We start from the raw sequence: 13,427 nt of genomic DNA, 5'->3' as shown, positions 1-13,427 counted from the left end.
CCGTCGGCACGGCAAACCGGCGCTGACTTGCGGATCGACATCTTGTGATACCCCGCCAGCGCCAACCACTCCGCCTCGATAATCGTTGACTCAGTCAAGCAGGGCCCCATTGCCAGAGGCCCGCATGAATGAAAGAGGCTGCCACCGTGTCTACCCTTCTCAAGGATCTTGCGTCGTTCAAGGATGAGTTCGTTGCCCTGAGGCATGATCTGCATACTCATCCTGAGCTCGGTTTCGATGAAAAACGCACCAGCGATATCGTTGCTGAAAAGCTCCAGTCATGGGGCTATACGATCGAACGTGGCTTTGCCGGTACTGGTCTTGTCGCCACGATGCGCCATGGAACCAGCAACAAGGTTATCGGGCTGCGTGCCGAGATGGATGCGCTCCCCATTCTCGAAAAGACCGGTCTGCCCTGGCAGAGCGCCCAGTCAGGCGTTTCTCATATGTGCGGCCATGATGGCCACACCACGATGCTGCTTTGCGCCGCACGCTATCTTGCCGAAAAAAAGCCCTTCGATGGTATTTTGCATCTGATATTCCAGCCTGCCGAAGAACTTTTATGTGGCGGAAGCCGCATGATCGATGACGGGCTGTTCAAGAAATACCCCTGCGATATCCTGTTTGCCCAGCACAACATGCCCGGCTTCCCCAGCGGTAATTTCTATTTCCATAAAAATGCCAGCATGGCGTCCTCGGATACCGTTCGCATCACGCTCAAGGGAACGGGCGGTCATGGTGCCTTCCCCCAGAAGTCGCATGACCCGATCGTCGCCTCTGCCCAGCTGGTACTGGCCCTGCAAAGTATCGTCTCGCGCAATGTCGATCCCTTTGCGCCTGCCGTGGTCACGATTGGTGCGCTCAATTCCGGCAGTGCGGCCAATGTCATCCCTGACAAGGCCGAGCTGCTCCTGAGCATCCGCACCATGACCGATGAAGTCCGCCAGCTGGTTCTTAAACGCGTTACGGACATCGCCACCAATACGGCAGCCGCCAATGACTGCGCAGCCGTGGTCGAGCATCTGAATGGCAGCCCTGTGCTGGTCAATGACGGCAAGGCCATCGACTTTGCCCGCAGCACCGCCGCCGCGTTGTTCGGAGCAGATCATTGCCATGACAGCCCGCCCTTCATGGGGAGCGAGGATTTTGCCTTCATGCTGCAGGCGCATCCCAATGGCTGCTACTGGTTCATCGGCAACGGTACCGAGGGCTGCAACGGCACCCCGCTCCATAATGGCGGGTTCGACTTCAACGACGACAACATCCTCCCCGGCGCAGCACTCTTCATCAGCCTCGTGGAACGTTATCTCGCTCCGGCCGCCTGAGGCACAGAGCAAGATTTCTGCGCTTTTCAGAACGCCTGACGATACAGCCCGATCATCTCATTCTCGGTGATCGGGACAGGGTTGTTCACGAGAACACGGGTCTGGGTTATCGCATCCGCTGCCAGAGAGGGCAGCGACTCCTCGGTGACCCCGACATCGCGCAGACGACGCGGCAGACCACTTTCATCCATCAGATTTTCCATGAAGCGAATGAATGTCTCTGCCTTTTCGGCGGGCGTACCGCCCTGCGTCACGCCAAGATCATCGCCAAGTTCAGCGTAGAGCCCGGCCGCTTCATGCATGTTGAACCGAAGCACATGAGCAAGCATCAGTGCGTTGGACAAACCATGCGGCACATGGAAATACCCGCCAAGCGGATAAGCCATGCCATGAACAAGACCAACCGGTGAATTGGCAAAGGCCTGCCCGGCCAACATGGCGCCGAGCAACATCGCCTCGCGCGCAGGGCGATTATCGGGTTCCCGGCAGGCTGTAACCAGATTCCTGCCCAGCAAACGCAGGGCCGATCGGGCGAGGTGATCCGACACAGGATTTTTGCGTCGTTTGCCTGTATAGGCCTCAATGGCGTGGACCATCGCATCCAGCCCGGTCGCCGCCGTCTGGAGAGGCGGCAAACCGCGTGTCAGTTCGGCATCGAGCAGCACATAATCGGCAAAAAGCTGCGAGGCGACCACACCGCTCTTTCTCGTTCCATCAAGGGTGATGACTGCCACATTCGTGACCTCTGACCCTGTCCCGGAAGTAGTGGGCACCTGCACGAGAGGCAACCGCCTGCCCTCGACACGATCCACACCATACATGTCTGCAAGAGGCTGATGGGTCGTGCCGAGCAGCACCGCCGCCATCTTGGCAACGTCGAGCGATGACCCGCCGCCCAACCCCAGCACCAGTTCCACGGCGGCCTTCCGCCCGACGGCCACACATTCCAGCAATATGGACTCGGGGGGATCAGCAACGACGCCATCGAACAGCGTGATCTTCAGACCGGCAGCAGAAAGAGAAGCGATAACAGGCTCCAGCAAGCCTGAACGGGCCAGACCGCAATCCGTCACCAGAAGCACGGAGGTGACAGAAAACCGGCCTTTGAGATCCTGCCCGAGGCCAGAGATCCCTCCCCATTCCATCCTGATTGTGGGTACGGTCTGAAAGCAGAAAGCGGGCATATTCATCAGGAATTTCTCCCTCTTGAAAGCGGCCCTGAACTGTCCCCACTGTTTTGCTCGACGCGCTTGACAGCCTTCCCGAGAAGCAATCGGCCTTAGCCGGTGCTCAGGGACATTACATTGCCTGACCTTCATCGGCATGTTGGGTCATAGGCCCGGATGACCTGTGACGTTCCAGCAGCCGCGGGACAACCCGATCATGTCCGGCCCGGACGCCGGATCATCCCTTCATTAGAGAACCATGGCACAGGTGACGAACGGGGGGCCAGACGAAACAGCCATATCTCATAAATTTGTTATCTATAACATTACCGCTTCTAACGAGACCTGGTGAACGTCGAGAATGCAACAGGTGACCCAAGAGAGACCATCGGCCTGGCCTGCTAACGCTAGCGCCCAAGACGCATCTTCGAACTTCCCCTGAGCAGCAGAGAAAGACGATACAGAGGCATCAATAGTCTGAACGCTGTTTTCTGACCGACATTATCACATCCTGAATTTCTTCAAGATGAAGCGCGCCAATGAAACGGTACCAAAAAACCTGGAAAAAAGACGCTTTTACAAATCAGCGCCTATTTTCGGCCATAGTATTATCGTTCATAAGGGTGGCGATACCGGGAGCGTGATGCAAAACTTCCCCGGTATCGCCACCCTTAACGTTTGTTTCCATTTATTTCACACTCGGAAACTATATAATTATTTATTGCAGGGGCGCATCCCATACCTTGGGCCCTGATGACTCATAGCGAGTAATCCAATATTCCATGCAGATCGCACTGTCTGGCGACGAAATCTGCTCAGGATAGGCCGGATAGGAAGCCTGCCATGGCTCGCCGTGCTTTCGCCGCGTCACGACCGAGCGCCATCAAGGCCGGTATCTGCCCGGGCTGTCGGCCCAGACTGGCGAGCAGTCGCATGGGAGAGATACGCCCTCCATCAAGCACATCCAGCGCTGCAGGCGGCAGATCACGCCGGGAGTCATCACAGATCACGCGCAGCACGGCAAAAGGCAGGCCGGTGCGCGCCACAAGACCGCTCTCCATATCAACGGCCAGGCAACCTGTCTGGGCATGGTAGCTGTTTTTCTCGGTCGCCGTCGCAACAATCGTGTCGCTGTGCAGGATACCGCCATGCAGCACCCCGTCTCGCCCTACGCCAAATTGCCGTGAGAGCCCGGAATTAGTTCTGAGGCGCTGCCCGTCGACCATTACCCATTGCGGGATGATAATCGCTCCCGGCATCAGATCGGGCGCCAGACCCGCCGCGCAACCAAAAGACAGCAATTCCGTCGCCCCTGCGGCCAGCAGCCGCTCGATCCCGCGCAGAGCGCCATCACGCGTTGCCCCGCTGAGCGCAACGGGTGACTGCGGCACATGGGGCCTGATCAGGCGTGCTTCAGCCTCCAACCCGGCCAACACACCCAGCATGTCAGAAACCGTACTCGACGCGGCCTGAATTGCTCAGACCGAGATTACGGAAACGCGAAAGCGCCATGAGCGGGAAGAACTGCTTGTACCCGTGGTAACGCAGATAGAACACCTTGGGGAAACCAACCGCATTATAGGGCTGCTCTTCCCACTCACCCTGACCGTTCTGCTGGGCAACAAGATAGGAAATCCCGCGCTTGACCGCCGGTGTCTCACGACGTCCGACGGCCATGAGCCCCAGAATGGCCCAGGCTGTCTGGGTCGGCAGGCTCTTGTCATACTCTCCCGGTGTCGCACCCTCGTATGAGGCGCAATCCTCACCCCAGCCGCCATCCTCACGCTGCACGCTCTCAAGCCAGGCCACGGCGCGTTCGACCGCAGGGTCGTCATGCGGCACACCTGCAATATTGAACGCACACAGGGTCGACCATGTGCCGTAGATGTAATTCGTGCCCCAGCGGCCAAACCAGCAACCCTCCGGTTCCTGCTCGCGACGCAGATAGGCCAGACCCCGCTCGATCACGGGCCGGTCTTCCGGGAAACCCAGTTCACAGAGGAATGAAACGCATCGCGCCGAGACATCCGCTGTCGGGGGGTCGAGCAGGGCCCCATGATCGGCAAAGGGAATATGGTTGAGCGCATCGAGATCATTGTCGATGTCGAATGCACCCCACCCCCCATTGGTGCTCTGCATACCCACGATCCACTCGCGGGCGCGTGCGATGGCCTCCTGGTTTCCCTCGGGGTCCTCGCGGTTCAGCAGCATGCCGACAACGGCTGTGTCATCCACATCGGGATAATAGTCGTTTTCGTACTGAAACGCCCAGCCTCCGGGGCGCACATCCGGGCAGTTGATGGCCCAGTCACCCTTGACGTTCAGAATTTGGCGCTTGCGGAGCCAGTCCATGCTGCGCCGGAGGGCTTCACGCGTTTCCTTGGGGCGTGTCGCATCGGGACCCGATGATGCCTCGGCCAGCGCAAGACCCGACAGCCCTGTATCCCACACAGGAGAGACGCAGGGCTGGCAATAGGTCTCGTCACCATTGCTGACCAGCAATTCCTGGATACCCTTCCAGGCCAGTTCCACGCGCGGGTCATTATCCGGCACGCCCATGCCACGATACATCATCACCACATTGGCCATGGCCGGGTAGATTGCGCCCAGACCACCCTCGCCGAGACGGGGCTCGATAAAGTCGAGCGCAACCTTGATGGCCTTCTTGCGCAAGGCCGCAGGAAAACGGGGCTCGATCGGTCGGAGCATGGTGTCCACTTTCTTGAACACATGCCCCCAGATCGAGCGGTAAGGCCCACGGATCCAGTCCTTCACCTCTTCGGGCGGGGTGATGAAAAGCTCCTGGATGTGGATATTGCGCGGGTTGATCGCACGCGGCTCGAGCGTGCGCAGAACGAGCATGGGCGCCACCACGCTGCGCGACCAGTACGACATGTTCCACATCGAGAAGAGTGCCGCCTTGGGCATCAGCATCAGCTCGACCGGCATGACCGGCGTGGCGCGCCAGGGCACTTCACCGAACAGCGCCATCTGGATACGGGTAAACACATTGGCGCGCGCAGCGCCGCCCCGGTCGAGAATGGCTTCGCGGGCGCGCTTCATGTGCGGCGCCTCGATATCATCACCAACCGCCTTGAGGGCAAAATAGGCTTTCACGGAAGCAGAGAGGTCAAATCCGCCATCGTGATAAAGCGCCCAGCCACCATGTGAGCCCTGAGTGCGCCGCAGGTAATTGCCGATACGAGCCTGCTTCTCATCATCGATACGATCTAGATAATGTTCGAGCAGCACATATTCAGCCGGGATCGTGGCGTCGGCTTCCAGCTCGAACACCCAGTGGCCATCATCATTCTGCCGATTTGACAGAGCGGCATGGGCTGAATCGATAGCCTGACGCACCTGGCCCATATCCGCCTCGGCCGGAATTTCGGCTTCGTGACGCTCCAGAACGTCGGAATAGATCAACATTGTCCGCCCTTGTCCTTTTCCCAGCTTGAATGTGTCGTTGATATGACAGATGCCCGTATCACAGTTTTCTGCGCAACAGACAGCATTGTCTGCATACAGGTTATCAGAGATCCAGAACCCTGATCGCCTCGACGCCTGAACGGATCGCCCCTTCAATGGTCGAAGGGAACCCTGTCTGTGTCCAGTCTCCGGCCAGAGCCAAATTGCCCAGTGCAGTACGGGCGACCGGCCGCATGCGGTCCTGCGCCGGTGTTGCGGCAAAAGTCGCCCGCTTCTCACAGACCAGCCGCACAGGCGGCACGGCCTCGGGTAGTCCACCCGCCACTACGGGCCCGACAGACTGGCGGATCTCCGACCAGATCGTCGCAATCAGCGCCTCATTATCATGGGTCGCATAGCGATTCGCGGCACTTACGGTGACGGAAAGTATCTCGCCCTTGAGATAGATCCACTCCGCAATACCACCTACCAGCCCGACGAAACCGACCTTGCCCAGCATCCCTCGTGCCTGAACAGGCGCAGGCAGACGGTAATGCACGTTGATGATGCTTTCATAGGCATCGGGCGCTGTGAAACCGGGCAGATGCGGCCCGAGCAGGGTGCGTGCGACGGGTGAAGGGGCCGCAAAGACCACCTTGTCTTCCGGCCCGAGTGCTACCGTCTCGCTACCGATACGCAGCGCGGTGACACGGCCCTGTGCCACGTCGAGGCCAGAAACACGCGTACCACACCGAACCTCGCCCTGCAGGCGGGTCAGATGGGCGATGGCAGGATCAACAAAACTCTCCGAGAGCCCCTCGGCCGGATACCAGGGGCAACAGGCCTCGCCACCAAGAGCGAGCGTTTCGCGCACGATCGCGGCCAGCAGCGATGCGCTGGCGGTCTCCAGAGGTGTGTTCAGGGCCGAAATGGCGAAGGGCTCGACAAGCCGATGGGTCAGCATACCCGTGCCCATGAAGGCACTGACCGTCTCATCCGGACCCGCCTTGAGAATACGGGCCAGCATGGACAGTTCGCTAAGCTTCATGCCCGGCACCCGACGCGCCCTGGACAGCGCCCAGAACGGAAACCGGCCACGCGACAGGCGCAGCGTCCAGCCAAGACCCGCCTCGAGGTCAAACCACGGGAATATCGGGGCTCGGGGTCCGGTAAGGGTCTTTTCCGCCCCGATCAGCCCGAGATACCGAAAACTCGCCTTGTTGGCGGACAGCAGCAGATGATTGCCATTATCGATACGCGCATCGAGCGCCTTGTCATAATAAGAGCGCGCCCGCCCGCCACAGGCTGGCCCCGCCTCGTATACCGTCACGCCGGCACGACCGATCACATCGACTGCGGCAGAGAGACCGGCAAGCCCGCCACCGATGATATGCACATGCGTCATGGGTCAGCGATAATAGGCAATGAGGGAGCGCAGGATACGGGCTGCCTTGCTGATTTTCACGGGCTGGTCCGGATGACGCCACCCGCGACGCAGCAGGGCTGTCAGAATGGGGCGATAAGAGGCAGCCATGATGCGCGCGGGGCGCATGGCGACACCATCACATCGCTTCATCGCGCGTGTTGCTTCCCGGAAATGATCCTTGGCGCGCACGGCCAGGATACGGGCCAGCGGGTCGAGCCCGACGGCATACACCGCTTCCTGCGGGTCGGTCGGCACGTTGTAACGCACGAGCAGCTCGCGCGGCAGGTAAAGGCGACCGCGATCGGCATCTTCCTGAATATCACGCAGGATATTCGTCAGCTGCAGGGCACGCCCCAGATGATGCGCCACGCGATCCGCCTCAGGCGATGAATCACCAAAGACCCGAACGGACAAACGCCCGACGGCAGAGGCAACACGATCGCAATAAAGGTCGAGGGTTGCCTCATCGGGGGCGACGATCGGGCCTGCAGCATCCATGGCCATGCCATCGATTACCGCAGCAAAATCTTCCTTGCGCAGACCAAAGCGGGTGATTGTCGCAACCAGGGCCCTGTCCAGGGCATCGCGCGTCTCGCCCTCATACAGGCGATCAATACGGGCATGCCATTCCTTCAGGGCCAAGGCACGATCAGGCACCTGCACATCGCCATCGGCAATGTCATCAACCTCGCGGCAGAAGGCATAGACCGTGAACATGCCAAAACGCCTCTCGGCAGGCAGGATCTTCATGCCCTTGGCAAAAGATGTGCCAGCCCGGGTTACAATGGCACGGACGTGCTCAAGATCGGCCGTGGAACAGCCCAGCACCGCTTCCTGTTGAAACCCGCTCACCGCTTCATCCCTGTATCATCCAAGTGCAGCGCCTTTTACCTGCAAAAGGTCAAACAGCAAAATCCATGCCGTCTGGCAAACGTTCAGTTCGCGTCACTTATCCCATCCTCCGGAGCCCTGACCCATGTCCTTCTCCATCGCCAGACTACCTATCCACCGCAGCGCACACGCCATGCTCGGTCTCACTCTCGTCGTCTCGACCTCACTGTTCGTGGCGGGTCAGTCCCATGCGCAGGAAACAGCCTCGGCCCACGCCGATCACCTGCTCAAGGCCGACCGCTCATGGAACGGCAAGCCCTACACAGCCTATCCCCCCGGTGCGCCAACGCTGAGCATGATACGCCTGACCATACCGCCCCACACGGCTCTGCCCTGGCACACTCATCCGGTGCCCAATGCAGGCTATGTGCTGCAGGGCCAGCTCACGATTCAGGACAAGGCCAGCGGCGCGAGCCATGTATTCCATCAGGGCGAGGCTTTTGCGGAAAGCGTTAACGATGCCCATCGTGGAGTCTCGGGCGACACACCAACAATCTTGATCCTCACCTACGCGGGCGGCAATAATCTTCCGACTTCAATCCCTCTCAAGGGGGAAAAGAACGAATACTGACAGGCCAGACGCAATTCCGTGTCGAAAATGATTTGACAAGCGAAACGAATAGCCGTCACCTTGCCGGTATCGAAGCCACCGGAGACACGCTCATGACCGCGCCCCTCACTCAGGAAGCCAAGGAAGATTTGCTCGAACGTGGATATTCACGTCGTCATTTTGGCCGCCTGACAAGCCTGCTCGGCATGAGCGCCGCCCTGACCCAGTTCGGCTCATCCGCCTTCGCCGCCATCAAGGCACCGGGTGATGACCCGTTTGTGGGCCACCCCGACATGATCCGCATCGGGAGCAATGAGTGCTGGACCGGCCCGTTCCCGACCGCCGTTACCGCCGGTCAGGCCCAGGTGCCTTTCGGCAACCGCTATGAGCCCGATCACCTGCGCTCCACTCTGCTGCGCACCGCCTCCTCCGTCGAGAACATTTCTGAAGAGCACATCCTGCCCTGGCCGGGGTCAAGCGATCCGCTCTGTCGATCGGTCGTGACCTTCTGCTCACCCGAACGTGGACTGGTCACGGCCAACCCGACCTATGAAGCTGCCTGGCGTACAGCCGACTGGATGAAGATCAAGCTGACGCGCGTGCCGCTCTCGGCCCATAACGGCTATGCCACCGATGTCCGCGCCATGCTCAAGGCTGACCCCAACGCAGGCGCCTATTACATCTGCTCGCCCAACAACCCGACCGGCACTGTCACCCCGCTGGAAGACATCGCCTGGCTGGCCGATAACAAGCCTGCTGGCTCCGTTATCATTGTCGACGAGGCCTATATCCATTTCTCGGGTGCGCCGAGCGCAATTTCTCTGGTGAAGCAGGGCAAGGACGTGATCGTTCTGCGCACCTTCTCCAAGATGTTCGCCATGGCCGGCCTGCGTCTTGGTCTCTCCTTCGCCCGTCCGGACCTGCACAAGCGCATGATGCGCTATGACGGCCCGAACATGATCTCCATGCTGAACATCGTGGCCCTCGCCGCTGGCGCTGTCAGCCTGACCCAGGCTGATGCCATCAAGGCGCGACGCGATGAAATGATCGCTGCCCGCAGCATGACCTTCGATCATCTGGCCAAGCGCAATATCCGTATCGTGCCCGGCAGCCAGGCCAACATGTTCCTCGTGGACTGGAAGAAGCCTGCTTCTCAGATGAAGACGGCCTTCGCCGCCAAGAAGGTCGAAATTGGCCGTAACTGGGACATCTGGCCCACCATGTCGCGCGTCAGTGTCGGCTCCATGAAGGACATGGAAGCATTCTGCGCCGCGCTCGACCAGATTCTGGCCTGATCCGTTTCCTCATCGGGCCCTGCCCCATGAGGGTTTAGGGAATTATGCCCCAGAAGCGCCCGGTCGAAAGACCGGGATGCAGGGGCAAGTCCCCTTCCGGGAAGCGGGGCAAAGCCCCGCCTCACCGCAGAAGAGGCTTCCTCCTCATAAGCTGCACCCCTGTCCCCTTTGAAGGACAGGCGTCATGTGCAACGCTGCCTGGCAAGGCCAGAGCGACTCACTCCCCAGCAAGCCGCACTGGCATGATACCGTCTAGCGTATCAGGGCCAGCACCCCACGCAAAAGCGCCTGCAGGGCATCAACACGTCCCAGCTTGACGCGTCCTGCGACCGGATCTTCCCGGCGCAGACGTGCAGCGAGACGATGCGAGAGCGTGACCACTACAGCGCAATAAGCCCGCATGCGACGATCGCGCACCAGACCCGGCAGAGCCGCTGCCTGTCGATTGAGATGATCGACCTCGTCCAGCAGATGATCGAACACACGACGCAGCCCCGGCTTGCTGCGCGCCAGCAGAACATCCTCCACCTTGGCACCCTCCGCCGTCAGCATGTCCTGCGGCAGATAGGAGCGATCGAGCGTCTTCAGATCTGCCGTTACATCCTGCAGATGATTGATTACCTGAAGGGCGCTGCACAGCGCATCGGACAAAGGCAGCGTTTCCGCGCGCTCACCATGCAGCAGCAGCAGAAAACGCCCCACCGGATTGGCCGAGAACCGGCAATAACCGAGCAGCTCATCCCAATTCTGATAGCGGTTCTTCACAGCATCCTGACAGAATGCCGTGATCAGGTCTGTGGCTGTCTCCAGCGGCACATTTGTCTGAAGCAGATGACGGCGCAGAATGACGGCCGTCTGGGCATCTGCCCGCTGGGGTGCCTCACGCTCACCACGGACGACTTCTTCCATGCCACGCAAGCGAGCGATCTTGGCTTCGGAAGAGAGCTGCTCGTTATCGACCATATCGTCGATAACCCGTGCGAAATTATAGTAGGCCGTGACATGCGCCCTGTTGCCCTTGGCAAACAGCAATGACCCGACAGGAAAATTTTCGTCAGCCGCGCCCTTGGCCGAAGTCACATCGGCTTCACCCCAGACGGGATCAACCTGTTTGCCGATCGCATTCATCAGGCATGTGTCTCCTCGGTATAGAAACGACTTTTCCATTGCACGCCCCGACCACGGTGATGGTCAAGGGCCGATCCCAGGGTCGCAGCCATGTAAAAGGCAGCAACGACCGGCAAGGCCAGTGCACGGACCGGCGAGAGCTTGAAGCGCGACAATGTGGGCAGGAAGGAGATCACGGCCAGAAAGAGCGACGCGCCTCCCATGACCCTGACTCGCCCGCGGCCAAACAGGGCAAAATAAACAGGCGCCAGCCAGACCAGCGTCATTCCCAGCACAGTGCAAAGCAGAATGATCGGGGAATAGCGCAGCTGCACATAAGCCGTGCGCGCAATCATGCGCCAGATGTCACCAGCCCCCCGATAGGGGCGGATCGACCATGCCAGCATGCTGTGACCCAGATACAGCTTGCCGCCTGCCTTCTTGATATCGGCAGCCAGTGAGCAGTCATCGATCAGTGCGCCCCGCACCGACTCGACTCCTCCAATGCGCTCAAGCATGGACCGACGGACGAGTATCGTCCCGCCTGCAGCCCCCGCCACCGGCGAGGCCGGGTCGTTCACCTTCTCGAACGGGTAGAGCATCGCAAAGAAATAGACGAAGGCTGGCACAAGCAGTCGTTCTGCTGCGCTTTCACAGTTCAGCACGACCATTTCAGACACCATGTCGAGTCCGTCACGCTCCGCCTTTTCCACCAGCGTCTCGAGATGAAGGGCGGAATGAAGGATATCGGCGTCGGTCAGCAGCACGAACCCATTGGCATCGATTTTTTCTCGCGCCAGACATTCCCCCTGATGCACGGCCCAAAGCTTCCCGCTCCATCCCTCAGGACGTGCCTTGCCTGTAAGTACGGTAAGACGTTCATGAGGATCAGCGACCTGACGCGCCAGCTCGCCCGTACCATCGGTACTGCCGTCATCCACGACAATCACGCTCAGCTTGCCGCGGTAATCCTGCTGCACCAGCGTCGCCACACAGGCCTGGATCGATTCAGCCTCATCGCGAGCAGGTACGACAATGGCGACATCGGGCCAGATTTTCTCATCGGATTTCAGCGCCGTTGTTCCGGCCCCCGGCGCAAGACGCTCGCCGGTACGCCAGAAACGCCCGTGCCCGAAAAGCAATTTACCCCATGCTGCCAGAGCCGAGGCCGCCATGAAATGTCTGATCATTTCGTGGCAATCCGTCCGTGTTCACGAAACCAGGTGACGGCATCGGCCACCGCTTCTCGCGCCGGACGTGGCGCATAGCCAAGCGTCTCCTGAGCCTTGAGCGAGGTGAAGAACATCATCTTCTTCGACATGGCCAGGGTCTCCCGTGTCACACGGGGTTCGATACCAAAACCTCGCGCCATCCATTCGGATACGACAGCAACCGGCTGCAGCCATGACTGCTTGAGCTTGATCCGGGGCGGTTTAACACAGGCGACCTCGCCAATCAGAGCGAAAAGATCGCCCAGCATGTAGTTTTCGCCGCCGAGGATATATTTCTCGCCAATCACGCCCTTTTCGAGCGCCAGCGCATGACCCTCCGCCACGTCATCCACGTGCACGATATTCAGGCCACTATCGACATAGGCCGGCATGTTGCCCGACGCGACATCCACGATCATCTGTCCGGTGGGCGTGGGCTTGATGTCACGCGGTCCAACAGGGGTGGAAGGGTTCACGATCACGGCAGGCAGACCGCGCTCGCGCACAAGCTTCAGCACTTCCTGCTCGGCGCGATATTTGGAGAGCTTGTACACGCCAATCACATCGTGCTCGGTCACCGGCGTCAGTTCATTGGCCGGGCTGCCATCCTTCGTGAGCCCCAGCGCCGCCACGGATGAGCAATAGACTACCCGCTCGATCCCGGCATCGAGTGCCGCCATCATGAGCCGCCTTGTGCCCTCGACATTGGCCCGCATCATCACAGCCGGATCCGGCACCCAAAGGCGATAGTCCGCCGCTACATGAAAGAGATAGCGGCAGTTTTCCAGCGCCGGTCCGAAGCTCTCGGGGGCCGTCAGGTCGCCAATCACCAGATCGGCATCGAGCCCCTCAAGGTTGGAAAGATCGGCCCCGGCACGGACCATCAATCTGATGCGATGGCCCCGTTGCTTGAGAATACGCGCCACTGCCGAGCCAACAAAGCCGGTCGCGCCGGTAATCAGCGTGTATTCACCCATGATAGGCCCTGATGCTCTCATTTATTGCAAATCGATACCGCACCATACCGCTCGCGCAAGGACAAGCAACC

Annotated in this window: 11 protein-coding genes; 3 read left to right on the top strand and 8 right to left on the bottom strand. The window is 59.8% G+C overall.

Features of this window, described 5'->3' with window-relative positions:
* Window positions 1-146: 146 nt before the first annotated feature.
* On the top strand, window positions 147-1,325 hold the full coding sequence (locus ED655_RS14895) for a M20 aminoacylase family protein (protein WP_205836058.1): 1,179 nt from the start codon (window positions 147-149) through the stop codon (window positions 1,323-1,325).
* Between the two features lie 26 nt (window positions 1,326-1,351).
* Here ED655_RS14895 and ED655_RS14890 read toward each other — a convergent pair whose 3' ends face one another.
* The 5 genes from ED655_RS14890 to hpnD all read right to left on the bottom strand — a co-directional run bounded on the left by ED655_RS14890 (window position 1,352) and on the right by hpnD (window position 8,177).
* Entirely contained in the window at window positions 1,352-2,515 is a 1,164-nt protein-coding gene (locus ED655_RS14890; RefSeq protein ID WP_122050859.1) for an iron-containing alcohol dehydrogenase, read from the bottom strand.
* Between the two features lie 791 nt (window positions 2,516-3,306).
* Entirely contained in the window at window positions 3,307-3,936 is a 630-nt protein-coding gene (locus tag ED655_RS14885; RefSeq protein ID WP_122050858.1) for a nucleoside phosphorylase-I family protein, read from the bottom strand.
* 1 nt (window position 3,937) lies between these two features.
* Window positions 3,938-5,860: a squalene--hopene cyclase gene (gene shc / locus ED655_RS14880; protein ID WP_240993704.1), complete on the bottom strand. Its 1,923-nt coding sequence runs from the start codon at window positions 5,858-5,860 to the stop codon at window positions 3,938-3,940.
* A gap of 163 nt (window positions 5,861-6,023) precedes the next feature.
* Window positions 6,024-7,304, bottom strand: a complete 1,281-nt coding sequence (gene hpnE, locus ED655_RS14875) for a hydroxysqualene dehydroxylase HpnE (protein ID WP_122050855.1) — start codon at window positions 7,302-7,304, stop codon at window positions 6,024-6,026.
* 3 nt (window positions 7,305-7,307) lie between these two features.
* On the bottom strand, window positions 7,308-8,177 hold the full coding sequence (gene hpnD / locus ED655_RS14870; RefSeq protein ID WP_240993702.1) for a presqualene diphosphate synthase HpnD: 870 nt from the start codon (window positions 8,175-8,177) through the stop codon (window positions 7,308-7,310).
* 124 nt (window positions 8,178-8,301) lie between these two features.
* Between hpnD and ED655_RS14865 the strand changes: the two genes are divergently transcribed.
* Together ED655_RS14865 and ED655_RS14860 are read left to right on the top strand one after the other, a co-directional pair.
* Window positions 8,302-8,787, top strand: a complete 486-nt coding sequence (locus ED655_RS14865; RefSeq protein ID WP_408735687.1) for a cupin domain-containing protein — start codon at window positions 8,302-8,304, stop codon at window positions 8,785-8,787.
* Between the two features lie 92 nt (window positions 8,788-8,879).
* Complete coding sequence (locus ED655_RS14860; protein WP_122050900.1) at window positions 8,880-10,061, top strand: pyridoxal phosphate-dependent aminotransferase; 1,182 nt, start codon at window positions 8,880-8,882, stop codon at window positions 10,059-10,061.
* Between the two features lie 252 nt (window positions 10,062-10,313).
* Here the strand turns inward: ED655_RS14860 and hpnC are convergent, their stop codons facing one another.
* From hpnC to hpnA, 3 genes are read right to left on the bottom strand one after another with little or no spacing between them, the layout of a single operon-like run.
* Entirely contained in the window at window positions 10,314-11,189 is an 876-nt protein-coding gene (gene hpnC, locus ED655_RS14855) for a squalene synthase HpnC (protein WP_122050853.1), read from the bottom strand.
* Window positions 11,189-12,358, bottom strand: coding sequence for a glycosyltransferase (locus tag ED655_RS14850; protein WP_122050851.1), 1,170 nt, complete (start codon window positions 12,356-12,358; stop codon window positions 11,189-11,191). Before ED655_RS14850 ends, hpnC begins: the two co-directional genes overlap by 1 nt.
* Entirely contained in the window at window positions 12,355-13,356 is a 1,002-nt protein-coding gene (gene hpnA / locus ED655_RS14845; protein WP_023979839.1) for a hopanoid-associated sugar epimerase, read from the bottom strand. The genes ED655_RS14850 and hpnA overlap by 4 nt, the downstream gene beginning before the upstream one ends.
* Window positions 13,357-13,427: the final 71 nt, after the last annotated feature.

Source organism: Asaia bogorensis (genome assembly GCF_900465345.1).
Classification (GTDB): Bacteria; Pseudomonadota; Alphaproteobacteria; order Acetobacterales; family Acetobacteraceae; genus Asaia; species Asaia bogorensis_A.
This window is presented reverse-complemented; position numbering and strand designations above follow the sequence as displayed.